Genomic DNA, 20,953 nt, shown 5'->3' with positions numbered 1-20,953 from the left:
TCAAAAGCGCGATCGCAATTGATTTGAGCTATCCTTGGGTAACTCCCTGGGAAAGGAATTGAGGATCGAAAATCACCTCAAACTTCCCGCCACCGCGACGCAGAAGGCTCACATAAGCATCTGCGTCGGAGCGCTTGCGAAATCGACATCTACAAACATTTTCGCTAGTGGATAGCCGCTCAAAAATTGCCCACTGCCTCAATTCGTCGGGGTAATTCATAATCTAAAATCCAAATTGTGTAAAAAAGACCAGCGCAAATGTTACCAGTTGCACTGGTGCAACCTTATATATTCAGAGGTATTCAGTGAGTGGAGTTTATTCCATAGGCAATACCTCCTTTGCTGTATCTGAAAGGCTGCGCCCCCAGCGGACTTGATTAATCAGCGCTTCGATTAATCCTTCTCTGTCGCCCACGGGCAAGGAGCTATTAGCTTGATCCCCCACTACGTAGATTTCATCGCGGCATCTACCGGGAGCTTGGTCGCACAATTGCGCCGCCAGAGCCGAAATCAAAAAGAACTTTTCGCGTTGGGTGATCAGTTCAAATGTTGTCCCGTACTGCTCCTGGAGCGATTCCAGCAAGGAGCCGTCGTTTATGGTGTAGCTGGTAAAATATCCGATTGGTTTGGACATTACAAAAGAGACCTTCCGTCAATCAATAAGACTACGAGTCCGCGCACAAGTTCAACGGACTTGACATCAGCCGAATCGGACGATTCGTCCTCTGTAATTACTCCAGCGTCTTCTGGCAGTTTTTGCAGTTGTTCAATTAGTTCTTTAACGGTCATGTCTTTTGGTTAGAATTTTCAAAGTTAAATACTAGGCATTTGGCGATCGCTTTCCGATCGATAGGGACGGTAGGCGATCGCCTTTTCAACAATTAGATTTCCTCCTCCTCGTCTGGCTCTGACTCTACTTTTGAGCCGATAACGATAGTCAAGCCGTCAATTCCCGCGACAAAATCAACGATCGCAAATTCTGTGTCGTCGACAGCAGCTTTGATGTTTAGCTTTGTCGCACCGGGGTAGTGCTTCAGGTTTTCAAGCAGTTCTAAAACTGTGGTTGTCATCTGGTTTCAAGGGTTAAGTGTGCAGACATGAAAATATCACCGCTCGGTAAACTCGTTACCGCGATCGCTTCAGAGGTGATTGCAGGGTGTTTCCGCGCCGGGGCATAAAAGCAGTGGCGTGGGTGCTTGCTCCTGAATGGGCCCTCATAGGCTCAGTGGCAAAGGTGAGGGGGGAGCTTAAAAAAGTATTTTGCTAATGCAGAATACTTAATGTATATTAAGCATGAGCAGAATTATTGTCAAGCATTTTGCTCATGCTTAATTATTCTGCTCATGTAAAATGGAGGGAAATGCATGGACTATGTAAATGGGAAGAACGAAAAAATCGGCGGAAGACGTAACGACAGTGGGACTGAAGCTAAGTCAGAGTGCATGGGAGGAGCTGCAAAAAAAAGCCAAAGCAATGGGGCTATCGAGATCGGCGCTAATAGAGAAGATAGCGACAGGGGAAATCCAGATTGGAGGCTCGTCCCAGTCAGGGACACAACTGCTGGGAAAATCATAGAGCGCCTGGAGTCCCTAGAGAAACGGCACCTAGAATATGTTCATGCTCACCAAGCTCGGTTAAAGGCGCGACTGGGGGAAAGTGAAGAATCTGAAAATCAATTTAAGGAAGAGACAAACCAGATAAAAAGCGATATTTATTACTTGGTAACTCACGAAGAGAGTGGAGATGACGTAATAGAAGTCAAATAAAACCGTCCTGCCTGCTGTGGTATGGGCGGTTTTGTTTTGTGAAGGGGGAGTGAAGTTTACAAATGCGGGATTTCCCGATGTCTCGATCAGGTTATTTCCCGCATCGTGGAATTGAACATCTACTTTCAATTCCTGTGTACATTCTAATCAGCCTTCTGCTCAACCTTTGCATTATCTATTACTGCATAGTCGCCTTAATAGCAGCGTTCCAGCAGGTTCGCCGCCAGTGGCAAATCCTTGTATCTAAATTTAGCCAACCACAGGGTAACAAATCCAACTCATACCGCAACGACCCCAGAAACAGATACCTGCAAGCTGATTTACTAACCTTGCTCAAAGGTGATGTGCCAGCCGCTAAACGACTTTTGCTCCAGCAGCGGCGAAAAAACCCAGGACAGTCAGATAACTGGTATTTAGAGAAAGTAATTCATGACCTAGAGCGCGATCGGCGATAGCTAGGTTTGCGATCGCAGTTAACCAATGACTATGAACTATGTTTACAAAGGATTTGAAGCGCGTATCTTGCCAGAAATGGAATCTACAGAATCAAGATTAGCTAGGGGGGATTGGCGATCGCGAATTGTGGGGTACAGATACACCGCTCATTACAGAGGCAGAATCAGTTTTCGTGTAGGTTACGACTCCGAAGTAGGAGTTTTACCAACGGTGGACGATGCAATTACCGATTTCCAAAACCGTATCGACGCAATCACAGACAGTCTTTGATCCACAAAAAAGCCACCGAGAGATTTAGCGATCGCAGCAAACGACAAATGATTTATGACTTATGACTTATGACTTATGACTAAATGTAAAAACCGTCGCGGCGATGTCTGTGAGACACCAAAAAACGATGAGCCGAGGTGCAAAACTTGCCCTTACCGTCCTTGGCGAACCCCAGAGCCAACCTTGGACTACGACGAGGAAGATGGACTGTCCTACCTTGACGGCACCTCACCGAAAGACTATGAGCCAGAACCAATAATTGGGTTTTTTTTGAGCGATGCCTACGGCGGCAAGCTACGCAGTTGACTAATGACCAATGACTAACGACCAATGAAAGTTATTCTTACGACTCAAGCAGGACAAATAGCAGAGGAAAGAGAGTTAACCGCAGTTCTTCGGTTTCCTCAGCTGATTATGTGCAATAGCTTCCTCTACATTTTATTGGAAGTTGACGGTCAAACAGCGACTTATCGCTATTTGGAGTATTACCTGTTGCCACCGTCACCCATTGAAATATGACTTATGACAAATGACCAATGACTAAATCAAAAATCTCATCAAAAGTAGTTCGGGCTAGAAGTCTTGCCATCTACGAGCTAGAGCAATTTATCAACTATGTCCGCACCGTTGACCCAGAACTAGAACCCGACCAAGCGATCGTGCTAACAGCATACGTGCTGAGTGATTTACCAAACTTGTTTCAACAAAATCCTGAATTAGTAGATCGGGTAAAAGAGAAAGCGACCAACATCAAGCTCAAACATCGCGCTTCTAACTCATGACCAATGAACAGAACCGAACACCTTAACTGGGCCAAGCAGCGCGCCAATGAGTATCTCGACCGAGGGCTGATAACGTTAGCGTGGCAATCTTTGTGTAGCGATTTACAAAAACACGAGCTTAGAAGCCACTCAAGGATTGCAATTGGAACGCAAAGGCTGATTTTAGGATACCTCGAAACAGAATCAGCGATGCGGAAGTTTATTAACGACTTTTCGTAATTCCCTATCGAGATGTAAAAAAAACCAAAAAGCCGCCAAGAGAATTAGCGTTCAAGGGCGGCCCTCGGATAAATCACTAATAGTATTATGCCAGAAAATTCACCTACAACTTCACTTCCGTGGACGGAAGCACACGAAGCATTCTGCTATCAACACCATATTCCACCCGCCGCAAAAACTCTCTGGCAGTGGCTAATGATGCAAGGTCAAATTGCCAGTGAAATCGAGCCAGATTTATCAGAATTTAATGCTTGGGTAGCGAAGAGCAGAGGTAAACCTTATGCTCATAATTACCTCAAAAAGATATTTGAAATACTGGTATCATGCCGCGTTCTACAAGTAATTAAACAATATTCTTGGAAGATAACCAAGTTACTTGTAAGACCTTTGTCATGGTTAAATCCACCCAAAAAGCGGCGAGAAAAAAAGTTACACAACCATAACTCTAGTTACGATTCACCCCACTCAAACGATACTTATGCCGAACCGGGGGTTAACAGCAGCAGCAATAGTATTACTCTTACAACCGCCGAATTTGAAGAGTTAGAAAGGCAACACGAGTTACTTACAGTTTGTGCTGAGTACCAAATATACTTTGACCCAAACAAACGAACAACTAGATATCTCTTTGAATTTGATATTTCAGATGTCCGATTAGCTCTTGCTCACTTTGTTAAACGTGGTGGACATCAAAAAATACCCGATTCTCAGGCATGGTTAATTAGCTGTTTACGTGAGTGTTATTGGACAGATAACGCACTTGATTCATTTGGATTTATTGAACTTTTAAAATCTTGGTTCCCCAGCAACCTCCCAAGGGATTACTAGGGAATAACTGCACAAAAAAAACTGCCCTCAAATGAAGAGCAGCGGACATAATAACCAGTTTGATTATGAACCAACTCACACTTTTTGATTTACAACCCTTCACCAAAACTGAAGATACTCCCGCTTACACTTGCGATTCGTTCTGGGATAACCTCGATGCCCGCCAAGATAGTCATAGTGTTGGGGGGCAAATCTCAGAGTCTGAATCTCCGTGTGAAAGTGTTGGGGAGCAAGTAGCTAGCAACACTCTTAACACTAGTATTAGCAGTAATACAAAAGTTAGCTTTGATACTCAAAAATCTGCCCCCCAACACGATACCCACTGGATTGAGGAATACTGGGTTGAGAGATCCTCTAATAAATACTGGTACTACCGTTACTGCTGGATGCAAGGACGGAAGATTCACCGCTGTTACCTGGGTAGTGTAAACAGCAAGCTAGCTAGACATAAAAAGGCAGATGTGGAAGTTTGGATTAGTGACGGACAGTCGCCCTCTGAGATTCAAAAGTTAATTCGCTCGTGGCGATCGCACTCCTAAACCGTCGCAGTTCATCCCAGCGCCGGCTAGTGGTCGAGCCAGTATGGCTGTACTGGTTGGGGTGAAATTCTGCTTTACGCTTCTCAACAAATTGGTCAATCGCCAGCAAAATGATTTGTTGGTATTGCTCCAGGCTTAATGGGGTTAGCATTCCACAATCAATTGCTTTGGCGTACTCCAGGATTGCAGGAGCTAAAACTATTGGCACGCGGATATTTTGAGTCTGCCCGTGATTCCAGTGATTTTCCCAAGTTGTACGTCGGCGGCCGCCTCGATGACTCATTGCATTGCCCAAATGCTTTTCACAACGTAGTCTATCAGGCTCTATTGCCTGTTCCAAGGCAAAGTCAAAAAAAAGCGATCGCACTAAATAGGATGAACGCGATCGCACTTGTTGCATTTGCGAGCTGTGAATAGCTTGCTTTGAGTTTATTCGCCCCCAGGATTATTTGTCACAAATTTGGATAAAGCCGATCTACCTCATCCCATGCCTGATTCGCTAAACACTCCAGAGTCATAGCTAAAAAGAGTGGATGGTGATATTTCCCAGCCTCAAAGGACTCAATGAAGATTTCGATTTGCAGGAATAGGAGTTTGTCGATCATAGAGTTGCGATCGCGCCGCGGCGCTCGTCCATTTCAATTTCAAAATAAGGGTCGAGTCCTTTGTTGTCGCGGTGTCCGGTGAAAGTGCGAATAACTTCTTTAGAAATCCCACTTTTTCGCAATTTGTTGATCATGCTCCTTCTAGTGCTATGAGTCGAAATTCCCTTGGCTTCAAACCCCGCGTCATCCGATGCCGCCACGAAAATGTTATAGGCATTTTTCCAGGTAATTGGCTTAGTTCCGCACCTTGAGGGAAATAGCCACTCGCTATCTGTTTCTGGCTGGTATCTCTCTAGGGATTCTTTCAAAATCTGATGCACTGGAATCTCTGTCGTTTCAGCTGTGCCATCTGGCCTGTGTTTTCGGATTATGGCCGGAAAAATGATGTCTGACTTGGGTTTACCAGTGCGATCGTAAACGTCACTCACTTTAAGTTGAACGAGGGCCCCCCACCGTTCCCCGGTGTACCATGCAAGGTCAAGAAGTAGTTTGTACTTCTCAGTTCGGATCTGCCGTCTGATTTTTGAATATTCACCATCTGTTAATACTGCGGCTTTTCCCTTTCTGTTATTCTTTGGCATAGATATAAAAAATAAAGTTCTGCATTCCGCTTTTACCTGGTTCAGAGGTGAAAGCGGAATTCCCTAAATATTCACTAACTGTAAATATTCGCTCAATCCTATTCCCAGTAAAGGATACACGGCATCAGTGAATATTCCACTTCTACATAAAACTGGAACATTTACACAATTTTGATTAAGCCATACAACGGATTTATCCACTTCATCTAAATCCGTTTCATTTCTCATGTCAGAACCAAATTTTGTGCAGATTTTCGGAACCGGAGCAACAAGACTTGCTAGTGGCGCTACAACACCAAGCGCAGGTTTATTTATTCCCGATAGCGCTTTACAAACAGCAGGGCTAGCCACACCAAATAGTGCAAGTGCTGAAGGGCATTTTGCAGCGATAAATTTGAATGCACAAAGTTATTTAACACAAACAAACTTTGATGCAAATGCCGACCAAAGTCTTTATTTAGCTAGCGGCTTTTCATCATTCACTACAAGAGGCACGAATAACGATAGTTATCGGGTTGACCAAATAACAATAAATCTCGCGAAATTAGACACTTCTGCAACAATTGACCCGGATAATTACTAATGCCGAGACAATCTGGAACCTGGGCGATATCTGTTACTTACTCGCGCTTCTTCCCGCCCGATACTACTAGCGGCATTGCTGGGTATAGTGACGATGCTCCATATTTTGCACTTACATCTGGTGGTACTCAATGGAGTTTGTTGAGCGCTGCTGATAGCAGGATTATGTACCCGAATTGGGTAGGCAGCGCAAGCGCTACCCCTAGCATTACATCAGCAATATTCAGCGCTACACCAACACCCCACGATTGCATTAACGGGGCTTGTATCATGGCTTCTACTCACGGCACACCGGGTATGTATGCCACACTCGAAGAATGCGAAATTGCGTGTGGCACTGGATGCAGCGGCAAGTGCATTTCTAATGCCGACTGGGCGCAAATTGAAGGACTTTCCAAGCAATTAAGAAATAGGAATTGCGGCTAAATATATGAGTACCTCCAGCATAATTGGAAGTATGCAATCAGCGCTTAATTGCGCTGGTAAATGTGATTGCTGTGATAAATTACAGCAACAGATTGATGCACTTAAACGCGATATTTTATCGTTGAAGGGTGGCGGCAGTAATAGCATTCAAGCGCTTGTTGGTGTAGCAGTAGGGGCAGCCATAACACAACAAGTCAGACCTGCGATAGACAATGCAGTGCAAACTAGAGTTTCTGGTATATCAACAGAAATAAAGGCATCAGAAGCAAGATTTAATAGTGAATTACAGGCTGCTATTAGAAGACAAGCGAACTTGGATGCTATTGCATTACAAAGGGCGTCTGCTAACGCAGTTGACAATGTAGCGAGAAACGCAGCAACGAACGCAACTACTAGAGCTGCAACTGTTGCCAGAGATGCATTTAATTTGTCAACAGAGGTATCCGGTTTACGTGGTGCGGTTAATGGTTTTGGTAGCCAGGTGAATGCACTCGGCAGGACGATTGGGAGGCTAGAAACTGCTGTAGGAAATGCTGTTGTTGCTGCTGCTAAAGCAGTAGGTATAAGTTCAGAGGCGCTTGCAGCTACAGGGCGGCTGGCGGGTAGACTGCTGGAAGCTTTCAACGCGATCGCTACAATTTTCACCCTTATCGAACAACTTTATACATTAAACCTTCTAGGTGAGCGTATTGATGCCGTAGAAAGTGGGTTAGTACAGCTTGGTAATGATGTATCGCGTATTCTGGGCAAGTTGCTAGGACTACAAAACCGAATCGGTGGGAACGAGTCACTGACCGCGGAGGCAAAGAATATCGCGCTTGATGCCAAAGGTATTGGTGAGGCTGCAAGCCTAAAAGCTGGTGCAGCACAAGTGACTGCTACTCGTGCCGAGAACTTTGCACAAGTTGCTAATGGCAGAGCTGACCAAGCTCAAATTACTGCTGATGGTGCGGTGAGGAATGCCGCGCGAGCAAACGAGAACGCCACAACAGCTTACAAACAAGGCATCAAAGCAGAAGGTATAGGGGAACAGGCTAAACGCGTTGCCGGGGATGCACTTGGCAGAGCAGGCGTGGCGCTAACCGCATCTCTAACTGCGATCGCACTTTATCAGGGCGTAAAGTCGCTTCGTGGATTGCAAGGCATACCTGGCATCCCTGGAAGGCAGGGGGAAAGGGGATTACAGGGAATACAGGGAATACCCGGCAGAGACGGTGTAACAACAGTAGTACAAGTACCGGGTGTACCTGGGGCAAGGGGAGAAAGGGGATTACCGGGAATACCGGGAAGGAATGGTAGAGACGTGAATCCAGCAGCAGAAGCTTCTTTGAGAGCGCTAATAATTCAGCAACACGCTCAAACTAGGGCCAACAGCACATTACAACACACTGGCACTAGGGCACAAATACAGGCATTTATCGCGGCTGCAATTGCACCAGTATTATTTATTTGTAAACAAATATTTGATTTAGTAAACAAGGCTGGAGTTGTAGCGCAAACAGCTTTGTTAACCATTATTAATAACAAACTTGGTAATCAAGTAGTAGGTGGAATTAGTGGATTAGTAACAGCAGTTGCCGAAAATACATACATTGAGAAAGCATTAAGCGTTCTCACTTTTGCAACGACGGTACACAACGCGTTGATACTGTCTTCTAACCTTGGTCAAACGCTATTCATGATTATTGACCAAGTAACAGCATTTATCCTGCCAAAAGGACTTGATGGAACGCCAATAAACATTAGTAATGTACTTGGTAAAGCTGTACACGAGGTCATTGTCAGCACCGTAGGAGAGGCAACAGCAGCAGAAATACAACAAAAATGGGATCAAGCTAATCGCATCTACCAGGCTGCACTAAACATCCATAACCAGGTGCTAGGACTTGGAGGTGTTTTGACTGCGGGTTTAGAGGTTATCGGCGGGAATGTTGGCAAAATCGGTAATGCACTTCGCAAGGGTGGAGTGCTTCTCGAAAATGCCTACAGTTATATGAATCCCCAGCCAAATTTAAAAGGTAAGTTTTTCCAGCAAATGAACCTGGTTGGCGAGAATTTGCAAGCAATAGCTCTAGTAACGGCGATTCCTATCGCTTTAGCTGCTGCAAAGGACGGCGTTGATAGTAGCGTAGCTGACCTCAAGCGGGAGATATCGCAGACAGACCCCACAGACGCCCAAGGACATCCACTTCACAACGCCGATGGCACAGTAATTCATTACAAGCCCGGTCTAGATGTTCCCGATCCTGCTGTGGTGAAGGCTGAAGGCGATCAAGCAAAAGCTGATTCCACTAACTTCTTACAGCTAGTGCTTGACGATATTTTCGACGGGGGTGATTAAATGACGGACATAACACCAAAGCCACCTCCAGAAGATTCTTTACCTGATAATTTCGATCCTTTTGAGCATTTACAAAAAATTTATATACCTCAGCACAATGCAGTTGTACAACAATACTTTTCTGACTTAGGAAATGATTGGAAACCAAACATAGCATCTTCCAGAAGCTCTTTACGAGTTGCTTGTACAATGACTGACAATGACAATCAATTAATGATGAATTTAAGACATCATTTATTGTTTGATTTGTTGGGATATGGTAGGAAAAATTTAGCTTTATACTATGGCTCCAGAGAAAATATGGAGCCGCCTGTAGAAGGGCATCCTAAGGTAGTATTTTATTTCTCACAGGATTCTGAATCTGTTCCAGCTACACAAGACTATAAAGCTGATGCAGAATACAGCGTTCGGTTAATGACTCTAGAGAACACCTCTCTTAATTTACGTGAAAAATTAGTAGAAATAGCTAACGAAATTAAAACGCAGTTTGTTCATAACAAGCAAGGAATTGTTCACGATAAAGGGAATCTTTGTATTAGTTATAAGGACACAAAACATGGATTTCCTAACGGTTCAAAAATTTTATCTAACAATGAAACAGATGGTATAAGTCTTTATCAAAAAATTTGTAATGTAGTTGACGTAACATTTGATGAACTAAAAATAAATATTGGCAATCCTAAAAAACCGAGTACTACGGGGACGGTTACGGAAACCCAAGTAATTATGGGTAAAACCCGTAAGAAAAGAGCTTATCGCAGAGTAGTAAAAATCCGATTTCGGTATGCCTACGTACTCATCCCTGGCGAACCACAACCAGTATTTTTAATAGATACAACCAATAGATACAATCCCTTAGTCAAAATTTGAAACAACCTAAAATAAACCACGCTAAAAACAAGGGAAATATATTATATCTCCGAGAAATAAACCACGCTAAAACTGTTGCTATGGTTGAATCGCAGTGAAAATCAATTAAAGGAAAAAATGGCTTACAAAGATATTAGCCGTGGTGTTCGTCTAGCAGCCGACCATGCAAAGTATTTAACATGGCTACAAAAGGATACAGAAGCTAGGCAAGCAGCTTTTGCAACGGTTTTTAATCCTGCGGATAAAGTAAAAACAGAGAGAACTCCCGGCTATCTTGTTCCCTTTGACCAAAATGGTACAGCACTTGTTTTTCTTCCTGCCAAATTAATCTCAGCCACTCAAAGTGGCAGAGGTTCGGCCCTTGCTACGTCCATGAAGGGAATAGTTGATGCGTATACTTTTAGCAACACCGAAGTCAATGCTTTAACGACTCCTGACGTTCTCAATAACGTTAAAAAATTCAAGTTTGCTAAATTTACAGTTATCCAACGGGTACAAACAGCTACAACAAAATCGCCGTCTAGAATCACTGGCAGACAGTATTACAGGCATGAGAATGATTCTGTTACTACTAGTTTTGGAAAAAAAGTTGCGGCTGATACCTACGATGATGTAGTTACAGCTATTAAAGTAAAGCCTGCATTTACTGCATTATTTACTGGTAGTGAGAATGCTTTGGCTAGCAAATATCGCTTTGTACCTGAAGGTGTGTAAATGTCAATTGCATCTGACAATAATTTATTATGGGTTCCGCCAGACATTAGCGATTTATTAACCGTGTCCGTTGATGGTCATGCTGATGATAGTACTGTTCAAGGAATGTTGATTGTCAACGGCGCTGCTAATCAGTGGTTGACCGGAACAATGGATGATTACACCTACTTTGAATTGTTAGATCATTTCGGCATTAACCCATTAGGCTTTGTTGGGGAAGTCGAAGAACACATGGCTTTGTTGATGAGGTAATCAACTACCTTAAATGACTAGAAACTTGGATTTATCTACTGAATCCAATTGGCAATTGATGTATTCGGTGTCTATCCCGGCGACGATAATAGGAACCGTTGCTAGTAAAACTTATTACGCTCGGATCGTACCAATTCGTCCGGGCGTAATTCTTGATAAACCAATACTAGGAATTGCTATAAATACGACAGTGCCCGCTGGTAAACAATGGTCTTATGCTGGCAGTCTTTCCCGCTTTACAGATTCACCTCTTGGTGAAATATACATTGACGAGCGAAAGCCATTGTTTTTGGGTAGATTCAATTTAGCAATTTCTGATAATTTATCAAACAATTATCAATTGCAAATCAATATTCCGAAATGGTTCATTTCCTGTAATTTGGGAATTTACCAATATGAGGGAGAAAGTCGAACAATAATTGAACAGGAATTAGATGCGATCAAAGCGGCGGTAATTCCTGAGTAACAAACTAAAAAGATGAAATTCGATGCTAGTCTAGCCAGCTTCCTGTTGGCTTTTGTCGGCGCGTTATCAGGCTGGATAGCTTGGTGGATCGGGAAACGACAGCAAACTATTCAAAAAGCCGTCGCTGACGCTGAAAAAGCTCTTAATGATAAGCGAAACTTCGATCATCTCGTCAGAAACCAATCTGAAATTTCAAAAAATATCGCTTACGGCTTTGAAGACATTGAGAATCAAATCACCGAGCAGAATAATGAGCTTAGGGAAATCAAGGCTTGGCTAATCCGTGGCAAAACTGGCGAATAGTTCTTGTGGGGATTCACTCTAGCTGAGTAGGTAAAGCCTTAACAAACTCTCTAGACGTAAACTGAAACATCAACTGTAAGACTTTAAATATTTGGTGAAATTAAATATGCGTTATCCAGAACCCATGTAGAGACGTAGTAGTGCTACGTCTCTACATTTTTTCTACCAAATGTCTCTTGAGTAGAGTAAGTGGCAGGGGTAAGCTTTTTTAGAATGGGATGAGATGAGTTACTTTTATGTTCGTCGATTAACTAAGGTAGCGCTAGCTTGGTCAACAGGCATTAGCACAACTTCATTAATATTGACATGGGGCGATCGCGTCACACAGAAAAATATCACATCAGCCACATCATCTGCTGTTAGGGGTGTAACTCCTTGGTAGACTTTGTTAGCACGTTCAGTATTTCCGTGAAAGCGCACCTCGCTAAATTCCGTTTCTACCATACCCGGATCGACAGAAGTTACACGGACTCGCGTACCCAACAGGTCTTGTTTTAAACCTTCAGAAATGGCTCTGACAGCAGCTTTGGTAGCACAGTAGACATTACCACCGGGATAGGTTTGATGTCCGGCGATGGAACCTAAATTTACCACATGACCGCGATCGCGACTTACCATTCCCGGAACGACATAGCGGGAGACGTAAAGTAAACCCTTAACGTTAGTATCAATCATGTCTTCCCAGTCTTGAAAGCTGCCTTCGTGCAACTTGTCTAAACCACGACTCAAGCCAGCATTATTAATGAGAATGTCGATGTCAGACCAGGCAGGGGGTAGAGTCGCAATGGCAGATTCAACAGCATGGCGATCGCGCACATCTAATTGTAGTAAATGAATTTCAGTACTAAAATCTTTACTCAGAGTATCTGCTAGCTGCTGCAAACGTTCTAACCGTCGTGCTGCTAAAATCAGTTTTGCACCCGCACTAGCGAAGATTTTTGCACAAGCAGTACCAATACCACTACTTGCACCAGTGATCAAAATAATTTGATTTTGTAGGGAAATCATTAGGATAGTTAGGAGTGAGGAGTTAACACTTATGAATTATGAATTAGCACAAGTTTCATCGTTCATAATTTATCATCAGTCGGTCTCTAACTCCTAACTCCTAACTCCTAACTCCTAACTCCTAACTCCTAACTCCTAACTCCTAACTCCTAACTTCTAACTACTTCTTCACCACTTGCAAGCGCTGAGTTACCATTGTCATTCCATTACCTCGCAGGATGACAGCAGAAACCCATTGGCTACCTGGGGTAGATGGTGCTTGTCCAACTTTAAACAGTCCGCCAGATGTTAATAATTGCAAATCTACGGGTGTAGGGTTAAGAAATTTATCTGGTTGGATGGGTTCTTCTAGCGCCGTTCCTAGTAGAAAATCATCACCAAGTGGCTCTTGGACGATCGCATCAAAATTATACTTCTGACCAACCAGCACCTGCTGCGGTAATTTAAAATCAATCTGGGGCGGTTTGCTACCAGAGGTAAGCAAGGTTCGTTCTGACAAAATATCTTGGCGGACTATTTTTCCGCCTTCAATACGCTGACGCGATTTAATCGTCGCATTGAGAGCCAACTTATTACCGTTACCAGAGGGTAAGCCAGTTATCTTCGTTTCTGTTTCAGCAATAATCCCATTGGCTTCAGGTTTTGAAGATAGCAGTTTCGTGCTGTATTGCAATTTCGGATATCGTTGCCAAAGTGAAGTCAAAGACTTTTCCAGGGTTTGGAGGTTTAATCCATCGCCATGAGTGAAATTGGGACTGTAAAATTGCAACACCCCTCTGACATCGCCTCGGCTAGCAGCGCTATCAACTTGTGTCAACAGGTTTTTCAGATCGGCTGGTGCATTTTGGGCTGTTGTGGCTTGGGATAATTGCTGTGGTGTTGCAGCCTGAGTGCGTTGCCAACCGCTTGTTAAACCAATGGTCAGTAGGAACGAAACTAGCCAAATATTTGCTGGAAATTTGAGTTGTCGTCTCACTGAGGCGGTAATAATGTTAGTCATTGGTAAGAATTTACTGATTTGATTAGAGAAAGTAAGCAAATTGTTTTATCTTAGTTAAGCTAGACGCTAAACGGTAGAGGTTTGATGGCAAACGCACCGATACGATTATTAATAGCTGCCAGTGGGACTGGTGGACATTTGTTTCCAGCGATCGCCCTGGCGCAAAAACTTCCAGATTATCAAATAGAATGGCTGGGAGTACCCGATCGGCTAGAAACTCAACTTGTTCCCAAACAGTATCCCTTGAATACTATTGCAGTTGAAGGGTTTCAGCAAGGGTTTGGACTTTCCTCGATTCGCATTTTGGGTAAACTCGCCCTTTCGATTCTAGAAGTCAGACGAATTCTCAAACAGGGAAATTTTCAAGGGGTGTTTACCACAGGGGGTTACATTGCCGGGCCAGCCGTCATTGCAGCGCGTTCCCTTGGTTTACCTGTAGTTTTCCACGAATCTAACGCCTTACCAGGGAAAGTAACTCGCTTTTTTGGCCCTTGGTGTAGCGCGGTAGCCTTGGGATTTGAAGTAGCTGCTAAGTATTTACCTCGTGCCAAAAATGTCTATGTTGGTACTCCCGTAAGAGCGCAATTTCTTGATGGGGCAATTAATGCGCCACTGGATTTAGCTATTCCTGATGGTGTGCCTTTAATTGTTGTTTTTGGTGGTAGCCAGGGTGCAGTTGCAGTAAATAAGTTGGTGCGCGAATCTGCAAAAGCTTGGTTTGATGCTGGTATTTATGTAGTACATTTAACTGGCGATCGCGATCCCGAAGCAGATAGTCTCAAACATCCACAGTACATAGCCTTACCTTTTTACAACAATATGGCAGCGTTGTTGCAACGAGCAACTCTTGCTATTAGTCGTTCTGGCGCAGGTAGCTTAACAGAATTGGCAGTGTGTGGAACGCCAGCGATTTTGATTCCTTACCCCTTTGCCGCAGAAGACCATCAATCTTACAATGCAGACGTATTTACTTCATCGGGTGCAGCGTTAACGTTGAAGCAATCTGAGTTGACGACTGAAGCATTGCAAAATAATGTGTTGAATTTATTGCAGTCACCCCAAGAGTTAGCAAAGATGGGGGAAAAAGCTTACGCGATCGCAGTTCCTGATAGTGCCGAAAAGTTAGCGCAGTTAGTGCGTGAGGTGATAGAAACATAACGTTAATTATTTAGCATTAAAGAATATGTTATTTAGCAAAAAATTTCGCTTTACAGTAGGTTGTGCGGCCTTATTAGTTGTCAGTTTAGCAAGTAGTTATCTATATACCCAGTCAAAAACTAAACAAATAGCTCAACAAAATCAGTCATTTACTCAACAAGAAAATTCTGCCCTACTTCAATCACAGATTTCTCTGACCTCAAATCAAGCTGCCGAACAACTTAACTCAAGGCTTCAAAATACTTTTTCATCTCGACAGAATTTGTTAGCAGCATCTGCACCTTATCCAGTTGTTGATGAGTTCAAAAAATATAAATTTAACATTAATGGCAGCCAAATTGCTACTCCAGGAAAACTCCCAAATAGTAAGGTTAAATTCAATCAAGGAGATTTATTAACTGTTCTCGTTAATACTAGAAAATATTTTCAAGATTATGCTTCCCAAGACCCAGATATTATGCGTACAGGAGTGCTTGCCACTCAAGGAGTTACTGTACCAGATGTCCTTAAAACTTTAGATTTCATGATTGCTGTTTTGAAGGAGGATATTGCTAATAAACGGGCTACTCGTTTACAAGACTCTAATTTTATTAATACCAATTTCCGAGTTATTAAATGGTCTGCCTACAACCCCAAGAGTAAACAGCAAAAACAATTACGAATTACCAAATATGCTGTATTTACTCACCCTGGTTCCCGCAAAAAAACTTCTACTTTTAATATACCAATTTATAGCTTAAAAGATAACTCTAATAACGATAAGTTCTACACTCGATACACAAAGCAAGATGTTTTGTCTGGTATTTATGAACCAGGTGGTAGAGAATTTGGAAAAGTTAACACTCTTGCTTATCTAACCAGAAACGGCTTAGAAGAAGCAATTATGGAAGGAACAATCCTGATTAATTTTACCGATGGTGATAAGGCATTTTTTAATGTAGATAGAAACAATGGAATAGCTTATATCCGCGGATTAAAGGCAACAGCACAAAAACGTTATTGGTATTTTAGAGAAGTTGATGATATTAAAGGCTATGGATACAAAATAGATGCAAAAATTTCTATCAAACCCGGAGTTACTTTTGCTGGAGATGTTTTAAATATTGGTTTAGGTAAAGTGGTTGTGATTGAGCATACTCAAGGTGGCCGCAAACATCTGCAAATGGGAGTCATCGCCGATACAGGCGGAGCATTTTTACCCAATCTTTATCAGCTCGATTTTTTGGCTGGTATTTTTAAGAATAAAACAGAATTTGGGCAGAATATCAGCCAATTGCCGGACTATGCTACAGCATATTTTTTAGTCAAGAAGTAATGCATTGACCTTTTTTTAATTAATTTGGGGTACCAGATCCCACCCTTCGGGAATTAAAAATGCAAAATTAAAATTTGTTTATTCAATTTTTAATTAATAATTTTTAATTTTTAATTGGAGCGAAGCGACTTGATCTGATGTCAAAAATCTATGCACGGGTTAACAATTCTAAGTTGTGGCCATCGGAGTCATAGAAATAGAAGCCGCGACCTTCATTCCAGTGGTTAATTTGCCCTTTCTTCCGATGCATGGGGTCGCTACTGTATTCAATACCTGCCTCTTTGATGCGTGCAAAAATTGCATCAAATTCTTCATCACTGACATGGAATGCATAATGATGTGGCTCGAACGCTTCAGCGTCGGCGAAGTCGAGCGTTAATGCATCATTTATATGCACAGCAGCAAAGTGACCAACGGGAAGCTCGACCTCTAAACCGAAAATTTTTGCAAAGAACCTCGCGGATGCTTCTTTGTCATGTGCGGGCACTATGGTGTGATTTAAAGTAATTGTCATGTCACACCTTCCCTCCTAATTTTGGTAGTAATCCATATCAACTCTCGATTTCAGAGTTGATAACAATAATGTTCCTTTCTATTTTATCTTTTCAGCGCTAACGCCGAAGTAAATATATTTAAATCCTGTGTTCAATGTATTGTGAACAACTGCAAACACTAAAATTCACGCTTAAATAAGCAAACCTAATGACTTACATCAGGTTTACTGTAGTAATAAAAGTTGATTAAAAATTGTAAAGCAGTGTAAAGTAGTCTCACAGGCAAAGACGAAACCGCCTGATTCATAAATAACTAACCGCACTTATAAAACAATGACAACAACCTTACAACAGCGCTCAAGCGCCAATGTATGGGATCGATTCTGTGAATGGATCACCAGCACCAATAACCGGATCTATATCGGTTGGTTCGGCGTAGTAATGATTCCAACCTTGCTAGCGGCTACCGCTTGCTTCGTAATCGCTTTCATCGCTGCTCCTCCAGTAGACATCGATGGTATCCGCGAACCAGTTGCAGGTTCTTTGATCTACGGAAACAACATCATCTCTGGTGCAGTTGTTCCTTCCTCCAACGCTATCGGGTTGCACTTCTACCCAATTTGGGAAGCAGCTTCTCTTGATGAGTGGTTGTACAACGGCGGTCCTTACCAATTGGTAATTTTCCACTTCCTGATTGGCATATTCTGCTACATGGGTCGTGAATGGGAATTATCCTACCGCTTAGGTATGCGTCCTTGGATTGCGATCGCCTATTCTGCTCCAGTAGCAGCGGCAAGTGCAGTATTCTTGGTATACCCCATCGGACAAGGATCATTCTCTGATGGCATGCCCTTGGGTATTTCTGGAACATTCAACTTCATGATCGTGTTCCAAGCAGAACACAACATCTTGATGCACCCATTCCACCAACTCGGTGTAGCTGGTGTATTCGGTGGAAGTTTGTTCTCTGCAATGCACGGTTCTTTGGTAACTTCTTCCTTAGTTCGTGAAACAACCGAAACCGAATCCCTTAACTACGGTTACAAATTCGGTCAAGAAGAAGAAACCTACAACATCGTTGCGGCTCACGGCTACTTCGGTCGTCTAATCTTCCAATATGCTTCTTTCAACAACAGCCGTTCACTGCACTTCTTCCTCGCAGCATGGCCTGTAATCGGAATCTGGTTCACCGCCTTGGGTGTAAGCACAATGGCGTTCAACTTGAACGGTTTCAACTTCAACCAATCAATCATTGACTCTGAAGGTCGTGTGATTGCAACTTGGGCGGATGTAATCAACCGCGCTAACCTGGGTATGGAAGTAATGCACGAGCGCAACGCTCACAACTTCCCTCTCGATTTGGCTGCTGGCGATTCTGCTCCTGTAGCTTTAACCGCTCCTGCTATCAACGGTTAATCATAATCTGAGATACGCTCCCCACGCTTATCTGTAGACGAAAGACGCTCTCCCGAAAGGGGGGGCGTTTTTGCATTGGGTTAATTGTTAAGCATGACACTTGACACTTTTTTGAAGTGTAAAAATGATTTTTATAGTTGAGAAGTTAGGAAATAATTATCAAAAAGTAAATTTTACGGGTAATAATTGCTAGCAGCGCAGATAATTGCCTGAAAGCTCAACTATAAGGAAAAGCCAAGAATGATTTTACACCGTGGACGTAGGGTAGTAGCCGCTTTGCTGCTGTCGGTGGTACTACTGACAACAGCCTGTAGCCCCAAAACACCTGGACGTTTTGACCAGGCGCAAAAAGAAAGCACTCAACAGAAAAAGGGTCTTGCGGTAGCTAAAACCGCAACTCAGGGTAGCGAATTTAATAAATTTTTCCCAAAAGCTGGTGATGGCTACCAACGCGTCTATACCCAAGAGAAAAAAGGCTTTGCGGAAGCGAAGTTGAAAAAAGGCGGTAAAGATATAGCGGTGCTGTCTATTTCTGATACCACTAGCACACCCAATGCAGCAGCAAAGTTCTCGAAAAGCACTAAAAAAATTGGCGGTTATCCTGCAATAGAAGTTGGTAAAACGCAAACTGCAATTTTGGTAGGTAAGTACCAAGTAAAAGCACTTTCTCGCGATTCATCATTTACAGGTAGCGATCGCGAAGATTGGCTAGAGAAGTTTAACCTTAATGGTTTGGCTAACCTGAAATGATTTGCACTACTAACATTCAAATAATAAAACCTAAATAAGGAGATTTTTGTGAGCAAATCGATTGTTGAGTTGATCGATCAATTGCCAACTGGCGGCTTGACTGTTTCTATGTTGAAGTCCCTAGATTTTGTTGCTCCTGGAGAGTGGCAAAACACCGTTGGCTTTGTCAACACTATTAAGAAAGTCACTGGCGAAGACGATGAAGATTTAATTCAGCAAATTGGCGAACGAGCGATTTATCTATTCAACGACAAATCCCAAGGATACCAAACAGCCTTGTGGTTATATCAAACTGTTGATAATACAGATAAAGCGCTTGGTGCAGCAGCTTTAGCTAACAAAGTCGGGGAAAAAATTCCTTTGTTGGGTTTTTTAAACTCTGTCACTCCCAAACCTGATAAAGCCCAAACCATTGATTTGACATTAAAGTTAGTGGCTGAGTTGGTAGCCTTCTGTCAAATTAACGGCATTCCGGGAGACAGTATTGGGGATTTTGTCGCCTCTTTAGGAGAGTATAGTGGTGAGTCACTGATCCGTATGGTGGCGTTAGTTTGTGTTGATGGTTTGATACCTTTGGGGCCAGATTTTATCAGCAAAGCGATATCTGGGCTGAATCAAACAAATCCACAGGAGTTAGAACAAAACTCGACTTTCCAAAACATCAAAGATGTGATTCCAGGGAACAATGCTGGCAGTAAACTCAACTTTATCGGCGAAAGCTTTGACTCAGTTAAAGGTTGGATGAGTGGGTTAGTTAGCGCCAATAATTTAACGCCGCAAAAGGTTGTCCACAACTTGCAAAGTTTTACCGATATTGCTGATGACAAGTTGGACTACCTCGCAGCATTCCTGGATGTAGCAACAAATTATTATGAGCACACTGGCACGCAAACTTTAGCACATCGCTTGATTGAACGCGCGGTGGCTGAGATTTAGGTTGATGGGAAGTGGGGACTGGGAAGATTTCCCAATCTCCAATCCCTATTGGGGTAAATGCAAATCTGCTGCGATCGCATACAAGTAAGGTTGAAAAATAGCCAAGTTTTCTAATTTATCAAACTTACCTGTTTGCGTACCTGTGTCAAATGCAGTAGTAATTACGTAAAGTTTAGTGCCATCAAAGGCAACGTGACCGATATGTTGCTCTTGTACTCCACCTTGTTGATTGAGTTCAGCGAACCCATAGCGGATTCCCTGAAGCTTACCAACAGGTACTGGTTGCGGTGGGTAGGATGAGAAAGTAATCTGTTTTCCATATTTACCCTGACGATCTTTCGCAAACGCAGCGTAGTGGTCTGCAACCCAAGTCTTAAGTACTGGTAATAACTGAGTTTGGTACTTGGGACTTTGGTAGTCTACTAGGGAAGCAGTTGGAATACCAGCGGCTAAGAGTTTCTTTCGGAAATCCTCATTGTTTGCTAGTGGATAAATGTTAATCTCAACTGTACCCAAACGTTTTCCTTTGGAGGAGACACACAACAGGGGTGCATTTCCTTCACAGGGAGCAACTTGCCAGTCAGTTGGAGCAGCAGCACTTCCCAGAATTTTCTGCCAGATATTTCCCTGATTAGAGTTGGGAAGTTTGGCAACGGTAGGAGGTTTTACTACTTTGGGTGGAGAAAATTGGGGTAGAAAAAATTTGGCTCCTACCGGTATTGACACCAGCAAAATAGAGCCTAGTAATAAATGATAAAGTCGTAACATTTTTTTTCAAAATCCAGAGCCAGGGATTGCAGACTAACGATATCTACAATACTTTATGGATATAGAGGAAGAATACATTTATATTGCCGCGAGTTCCGCAAATGGAAC

The 20,953-nt window shown here is 42.9% G+C and carries 32 protein-coding genes; 21 read left to right on the top strand and 11 right to left on the bottom strand.

The annotated features are described in order from the left end of the window. Positions 1-28 precede the first annotated feature (28 nt). The 4 genes from V7K84_RS09590 to V7K84_RS09575 form a co-directional block, all read right to left on the bottom strand. Positions 29-220, bottom strand: coding sequence for a hypothetical protein (locus V7K84_RS09590; RefSeq protein ID WP_334837602.1), 192 nt, complete (start codon positions 218-220; stop codon positions 29-31). Positions 221-316: 96 nt separating this feature from the next. Then, positions 317-634, bottom strand: coding sequence for a hypothetical protein (locus V7K84_RS09585; RefSeq protein WP_334837600.1), 318 nt, complete (start codon positions 632-634; stop codon positions 317-319). Then, complete coding sequence (locus V7K84_RS09580) at positions 634-789, bottom strand: hypothetical protein (protein ID WP_334837598.1); 156 nt, start codon at positions 787-789, stop codon at positions 634-636. The genes V7K84_RS09585 and V7K84_RS09580 overlap by 1 nt, the downstream gene beginning before the upstream one ends. Positions 790-881: 92 nt before the next feature. Further along, positions 882-1,070: a hypothetical protein gene (locus V7K84_RS09575; RefSeq protein WP_334837596.1), complete on the bottom strand. Its 189-nt coding sequence runs from the start codon at positions 1,068-1,070 to the stop codon at positions 882-884. 294 nt (positions 1,071-1,364) lie between these two features. Between V7K84_RS09575 and V7K84_RS09570 the strand changes: the two genes are divergently transcribed. The 8 genes from V7K84_RS09570 (at position 1,365) to V7K84_RS09535 (ending at position 4,860) form a co-directional block, all read left to right on the top strand. After that, positions 1,365-1,766 carry a hypothetical protein gene (locus tag V7K84_RS09570; protein WP_334837594.1) on the top strand — a complete coding sequence of 134 codons (402 nt, stop codon included), beginning with the start codon at positions 1,365-1,367 and terminating at the stop codon, positions 1,764-1,766. Between the two features lie 77 nt (positions 1,767-1,843). After that, complete coding sequence (locus tag V7K84_RS09565; protein ID WP_334837592.1) at positions 1,844-2,221, top strand: hypothetical protein; 378 nt, start codon at positions 1,844-1,846, stop codon at positions 2,219-2,221. Positions 2,222-2,246: 25 nt separating this feature from the next. Next, positions 2,247-2,492 carry a hypothetical protein gene (locus V7K84_RS09560; protein ID WP_334837591.1) on the top strand — a complete coding sequence of 82 codons (246 nt, stop codon included), beginning with the start codon at positions 2,247-2,249 and terminating at the stop codon, positions 2,490-2,492. A 75-nt stretch (positions 2,493-2,567) separates the two neighbouring features. After that, complete coding sequence (locus V7K84_RS09555; protein WP_334837589.1) at positions 2,568-2,798, top strand: hypothetical protein; 231 nt, start codon at positions 2,568-2,570, stop codon at positions 2,796-2,798. 24 nt (positions 2,799-2,822) lie between these two features. Next, on the top strand, positions 2,823-3,011 hold the full coding sequence (locus tag V7K84_RS09550; RefSeq protein WP_334837587.1) for a hypothetical protein: 189 nt from the start codon (positions 2,823-2,825) through the stop codon (positions 3,009-3,011). Between the two features lie 17 nt (positions 3,012-3,028). Continuing rightward, positions 3,029-3,274: a hypothetical protein gene (locus V7K84_RS09545; protein ID WP_334837585.1), complete on the top strand. Its 246-nt coding sequence runs from the start codon at positions 3,029-3,031 to the stop codon at positions 3,272-3,274. Positions 3,275-3,580: 306 nt separating this feature from the next. Continuing rightward, positions 3,581-4,321, top strand: coding sequence for a hypothetical protein (locus V7K84_RS09540; protein ID WP_334837583.1), 741 nt, complete (start codon positions 3,581-3,583; stop codon positions 4,319-4,321). A 65-nt stretch (positions 4,322-4,386) separates the two neighbouring features. Next, the gene (locus V7K84_RS09535; RefSeq protein WP_334837581.1) at positions 4,387-4,860 is read left to right on the top strand and encodes a DUF4102 domain-containing protein; all 474 of its coding nucleotides are present in this window, start codon (positions 4,387-4,389) and stop codon (positions 4,858-4,860) included. On the opposite strand, the gene V7K84_RS09530 is transcribed toward V7K84_RS09535, so the two are convergent. Genes V7K84_RS09530 through V7K84_RS09520 form a run of 3 tightly spaced genes read right to left on the bottom strand, consistent with a single transcriptional unit; the run spans position 4,796 to position 6,046 of the window. Further along, positions 4,796-5,260, bottom strand: a complete 465-nt coding sequence (locus V7K84_RS09530; protein WP_334837579.1) for a hypothetical protein — start codon at positions 5,258-5,260, stop codon at positions 4,796-4,798. The genes V7K84_RS09535 and V7K84_RS09530 overlap by 65 nt on opposite strands. Before the next feature lie 52 nt (positions 5,261-5,312). Then, a complete protein-coding gene (locus tag V7K84_RS09525) occupies positions 5,313-5,465 on the bottom strand; it encodes a hypothetical protein (protein WP_334837577.1) in 153 nt (50 codons plus the stop codon). Further along, positions 5,462-6,046, bottom strand: a complete 585-nt coding sequence (locus V7K84_RS09520; RefSeq protein ID WP_334837576.1) for a tyrosine-type recombinase/integrase — start codon at positions 6,044-6,046, stop codon at positions 5,462-5,464. Before V7K84_RS09520 ends, V7K84_RS09525 begins: the two co-directional genes overlap by 4 nt. A 226-nt stretch (positions 6,047-6,272) precedes the next feature. Here V7K84_RS09520 and V7K84_RS09515 point away from each other — a divergent pair, with 226 nt between their 5' ends. The 8 genes from V7K84_RS09515 to V7K84_RS09480 all read left to right on the top strand — a co-directional run bounded on the left by V7K84_RS09515 (position 6,273) and on the right by V7K84_RS09480 (position 12,000). Then, entirely contained in the window at positions 6,273-6,629 is a 357-nt protein-coding gene (locus V7K84_RS09515; protein ID WP_334837574.1) for a hypothetical protein, read from the top strand. Continuing rightward, entirely contained in the window at positions 6,629-7,054 is a 426-nt protein-coding gene (locus V7K84_RS09510) for a hypothetical protein (protein WP_334837572.1), read from the top strand. The genes V7K84_RS09515 and V7K84_RS09510 overlap by 1 nt, the downstream gene beginning before the upstream one ends. Before the next feature lie 31 nt (positions 7,055-7,085). Then, entirely contained in the window at positions 7,086-9,395 is a 2,310-nt protein-coding gene (locus V7K84_RS09505) for a collagen-like triple helix repeat-containing protein (RefSeq protein ID WP_334837571.1), read from the top strand. After that, positions 9,396-10,265 carry a hypothetical protein gene (locus tag V7K84_RS09500; RefSeq protein ID WP_334837569.1) on the top strand — a complete coding sequence of 290 codons (870 nt, stop codon included), beginning with the start codon at positions 9,396-9,398 and terminating at the stop codon, positions 10,263-10,265. It begins immediately after the preceding gene. 117 nt (positions 10,266-10,382) lie between these two features. After that, positions 10,383-10,979, top strand: a complete 597-nt coding sequence (locus tag V7K84_RS09495; RefSeq protein ID WP_334837567.1) for a hypothetical protein — start codon at positions 10,383-10,385, stop codon at positions 10,977-10,979. Beyond that, positions 10,980-11,231: a hypothetical protein gene (locus V7K84_RS09490; RefSeq protein WP_334837565.1), complete on the top strand. Its 252-nt coding sequence runs from the start codon at positions 10,980-10,982 to the stop codon at positions 11,229-11,231. A 13-nt stretch (positions 11,232-11,244) separates the two neighbouring features. After that, positions 11,245-11,697 carry a hypothetical protein gene (locus V7K84_RS09485; RefSeq protein ID WP_334837563.1) on the top strand — a complete coding sequence of 151 codons (453 nt, stop codon included), beginning with the start codon at positions 11,245-11,247 and terminating at the stop codon, positions 11,695-11,697. A gap of 12 nt (positions 11,698-11,709) precedes the next feature. After that, entirely contained in the window at positions 11,710-12,000 is a 291-nt protein-coding gene (locus V7K84_RS09480) for a hypothetical protein (RefSeq protein WP_334837561.1), read from the top strand. A 234-nt stretch (positions 12,001-12,234) separates the two neighbouring features. Here V7K84_RS09480 and V7K84_RS09475 read toward each other — a convergent pair whose 3' ends face one another. Both V7K84_RS09475 and V7K84_RS09470 read right to left on the bottom strand, forming a co-directional pair. Then, positions 12,235-13,008 carry an SDR family oxidoreductase gene (locus tag V7K84_RS09475; protein ID WP_334837560.1) on the bottom strand — a complete coding sequence of 258 codons (774 nt, stop codon included), beginning with the start codon at positions 13,006-13,008 and terminating at the stop codon, positions 12,235-12,237. Between the two features lie 160 nt (positions 13,009-13,168). After that, positions 13,169-14,008, bottom strand: a complete 840-nt coding sequence (locus V7K84_RS09470) for a nuclear transport factor 2 family protein (protein ID WP_334837558.1) — start codon at positions 14,006-14,008, stop codon at positions 13,169-13,171. Between the two features lie 84 nt (positions 14,009-14,092). Here V7K84_RS09470 and murG point away from each other — a divergent pair, with 84 nt between their 5' ends. Together murG and V7K84_RS09460 are read left to right on the top strand one after the other, a co-directional pair. Then, positions 14,093-15,166 (top strand): undecaprenyldiphospho-muramoylpentapeptide beta-N-acetylglucosaminyltransferase, encoded by a 1,074-nt coding sequence (gene murG, locus V7K84_RS09465; RefSeq protein ID WP_334837556.1) that lies wholly within the window; start codon positions 14,093-14,095, stop codon positions 15,164-15,166. A gap of 25 nt (positions 15,167-15,191) precedes the next feature. Continuing rightward, positions 15,192-16,481 carry a hypothetical protein gene (locus V7K84_RS09460; RefSeq protein WP_334837554.1) on the top strand — a complete coding sequence of 430 codons (1,290 nt, stop codon included), beginning with the start codon at positions 15,192-15,194 and terminating at the stop codon, positions 16,479-16,481. Between the two features lie 148 nt (positions 16,482-16,629). On the opposite strand, the gene V7K84_RS09455 is transcribed toward V7K84_RS09460, so the two are convergent. Continuing rightward, positions 16,630-16,995: a VOC family protein gene (locus tag V7K84_RS09455; protein ID WP_334837552.1), complete on the bottom strand. Its 366-nt coding sequence runs from the start codon at positions 16,993-16,995 to the stop codon at positions 16,630-16,632. 313 nt (positions 16,996-17,308) lie between these two features. Here V7K84_RS09455 and psbA point away from each other — a divergent pair, with 313 nt between their 5' ends. The 3 genes from psbA (at position 17,309) to V7K84_RS09440 (ending at position 20,077) form a co-directional block, all read left to right on the top strand. Beyond that, the gene (gene psbA, locus V7K84_RS09450; protein WP_334837550.1) at positions 17,309-18,391 is read left to right on the top strand and encodes a photosystem II q(b) protein; all 1,083 of its coding nucleotides are present in this window, start codon (positions 17,309-17,311) and stop codon (positions 18,389-18,391) included. Between the two features lie 240 nt (positions 18,392-18,631). Further along, complete coding sequence (locus tag V7K84_RS09445; protein ID WP_334837548.1) at positions 18,632-19,141, top strand: hypothetical protein; 510 nt, start codon at positions 18,632-18,634, stop codon at positions 19,139-19,141. A gap of 48 nt (positions 19,142-19,189) precedes the next feature. Beyond that, on the top strand, positions 19,190-20,077 hold the full coding sequence (locus V7K84_RS09440) for a hypothetical protein (protein ID WP_334837546.1): 888 nt from the start codon (positions 19,190-19,192) through the stop codon (positions 20,075-20,077). A 45-nt stretch (positions 20,078-20,122) separates the two neighbouring features. On the opposite strand, the gene V7K84_RS09435 is transcribed toward V7K84_RS09440, so the two are convergent. Beyond that, positions 20,123-20,845, bottom strand: coding sequence for a hypothetical protein (locus tag V7K84_RS09435; protein WP_334837544.1), 723 nt, complete (start codon positions 20,843-20,845; stop codon positions 20,123-20,125). Positions 20,846-20,953 lie beyond the last annotated feature (108 nt).

Source organism: Nostoc sp. (genome assembly GCF_036917315.1).
In the GTDB taxonomy this organism is placed as follows: Bacteria; Cyanobacteriota; Cyanobacteriia; order Cyanobacteriales; family Nostocaceae; genus Nostoc.
The sequence above is the reverse complement of the archived record's forward strand: the minus strand, read 5'-3'. Positions and strand labels throughout refer to the sequence as shown.

What these genes read in the sequence shown, in the direction of transcription:
- V7K84_RS09590 (WP_334837602.1), bottom strand. Translation starts at nt 220, where the DNA reads ATGAATTACCCCGACGAATTGAGGCAGTGGGCAATTTTTGAGCGGCTA.
- V7K84_RS09585 (WP_334837600.1), bottom strand. Translation starts at nt 634, where the DNA reads ATGTCCAAACCAATCGGATATTTTACCAGCTACACCATAAACGACGGC.
- V7K84_RS09580 (WP_334837598.1), bottom strand. Translation starts at nt 789, where the DNA reads ATGACCGTTAAAGAACTAATTGAACAACTGCAAAAACTGCCAGAAGAC.
- V7K84_RS09575 (WP_334837596.1), bottom strand. Translation starts at nt 1,070, where the DNA reads ATGACAACCACAGTTTTAGAACTGCTTGAAAACCTGAAGCACTACCCC.
- V7K84_RS09570 (WP_334837594.1), top strand. Translation starts at nt 1,365, where the DNA reads ATGGACTATGTAAATGGGAAGAACGAAAAAATCGGCGGAAGACGTAAC.
- V7K84_RS09565 (WP_334837592.1), top strand. Translation starts at nt 1,844, where the DNA reads ATGTCTCGATCAGGTTATTTCCCGCATCGTGGAATTGAACATCTACTT.
- V7K84_RS09560 (WP_334837591.1), top strand. Translation starts at nt 2,247, where the DNA reads ATGACTATGAACTATGTTTACAAAGGATTTGAAGCGCGTATCTTGCCA.
- V7K84_RS09555 (WP_334837589.1), top strand. Translation starts at nt 2,568, where the DNA reads ATGACTAAATGTAAAAACCGTCGCGGCGATGTCTGTGAGACACCAAAA.
- V7K84_RS09550 (WP_334837587.1), top strand. Translation starts at nt 2,823, where the DNA reads ATGAAAGTTATTCTTACGACTCAAGCAGGACAAATAGCAGAGGAAAGA.
- V7K84_RS09545 (WP_334837585.1), top strand. Translation starts at nt 3,029, where the DNA reads ATGACTAAATCAAAAATCTCATCAAAAGTAGTTCGGGCTAGAAGTCTT.
- V7K84_RS09540 (WP_334837583.1), top strand. Translation starts at nt 3,581, where the DNA reads ATGCCAGAAAATTCACCTACAACTTCACTTCCGTGGACGGAAGCACAC.
- V7K84_RS09535 (WP_334837581.1), top strand. Translation starts at nt 4,387, where the DNA reads ATGAACCAACTCACACTTTTTGATTTACAACCCTTCACCAAAACTGAA.
- V7K84_RS09530 (WP_334837579.1), bottom strand. Translation starts at nt 5,260, where the DNA reads ATGCAACAAGTGCGATCGCGTTCATCCTATTTAGTGCGATCGCTTTTT.
- V7K84_RS09525 (WP_334837577.1), bottom strand. Translation starts at nt 5,465, where the DNA reads ATGATCGACAAACTCCTATTCCTGCAAATCGAAATCTTCATTGAGTCC.
- V7K84_RS09520 (WP_334837576.1), bottom strand. Translation starts at nt 6,046, where the DNA reads ATGCCAAAGAATAACAGAAAGGGAAAAGCCGCAGTATTAACAGATGGT.
- V7K84_RS09515 (WP_334837574.1), top strand. Translation starts at nt 6,273, where the DNA reads ATGTCAGAACCAAATTTTGTGCAGATTTTCGGAACCGGAGCAACAAGA.
- V7K84_RS09510 (WP_334837572.1), top strand. Translation starts at nt 6,629, where the DNA reads ATGCCGAGACAATCTGGAACCTGGGCGATATCTGTTACTTACTCGCGC.
- V7K84_RS09505 (WP_334837571.1), top strand. Translation starts at nt 7,086, where the DNA reads ATGCAATCAGCGCTTAATTGCGCTGGTAAATGTGATTGCTGTGATAAA.
- V7K84_RS09500 (WP_334837569.1), top strand. Translation starts at nt 9,396, where the DNA reads ATGACGGACATAACACCAAAGCCACCTCCAGAAGATTCTTTACCTGAT.
- V7K84_RS09495 (WP_334837567.1), top strand. Translation starts at nt 10,383, where the DNA reads ATGGCTTACAAAGATATTAGCCGTGGTGTTCGTCTAGCAGCCGACCAT.
- V7K84_RS09490 (WP_334837565.1), top strand. Translation starts at nt 10,980, where the DNA reads ATGTCAATTGCATCTGACAATAATTTATTATGGGTTCCGCCAGACATT.
- V7K84_RS09485 (WP_334837563.1), top strand. Translation starts at nt 11,245, where the DNA reads ATGACTAGAAACTTGGATTTATCTACTGAATCCAATTGGCAATTGATG.
- V7K84_RS09480 (WP_334837561.1), top strand. Translation starts at nt 11,710, where the DNA reads ATGAAATTCGATGCTAGTCTAGCCAGCTTCCTGTTGGCTTTTGTCGGC.
- V7K84_RS09475 (WP_334837560.1), bottom strand. Translation starts at nt 13,008, where the DNA reads ATGATTTCCCTACAAAATCAAATTATTTTGATCACTGGTGCAAGTAGT.
- V7K84_RS09470 (WP_334837558.1), bottom strand. Translation starts at nt 14,008, where the DNA reads ATGACTAACATTATTACCGCCTCAGTGAGACGACAACTCAAATTTCCA.
- murG (WP_334837556.1), top strand. Translation starts at nt 14,093, where the DNA reads ATGGCAAACGCACCGATACGATTATTAATAGCTGCCAGTGGGACTGGT.
- V7K84_RS09460 (WP_334837554.1), top strand. Translation starts at nt 15,192, where the DNA reads ATGTTATTTAGCAAAAAATTTCGCTTTACAGTAGGTTGTGCGGCCTTA.
- V7K84_RS09455 (WP_334837552.1), bottom strand. Translation starts at nt 16,995, where the DNA reads ATGACAATTACTTTAAATCACACCATAGTGCCCGCACATGACAAAGAA.
- psbA (WP_334837550.1), top strand. Translation starts at nt 17,309, where the DNA reads ATGACAACAACCTTACAACAGCGCTCAAGCGCCAATGTATGGGATCGA.
- V7K84_RS09445 (WP_334837548.1), top strand. Translation starts at nt 18,632, where the DNA reads ATGATTTTACACCGTGGACGTAGGGTAGTAGCCGCTTTGCTGCTGTCG.
- V7K84_RS09435 (WP_334837544.1), bottom strand. Translation starts at nt 20,845, where the DNA reads ATGTTACGACTTTATCATTTATTACTAGGCTCTATTTTGCTGGTGTCA.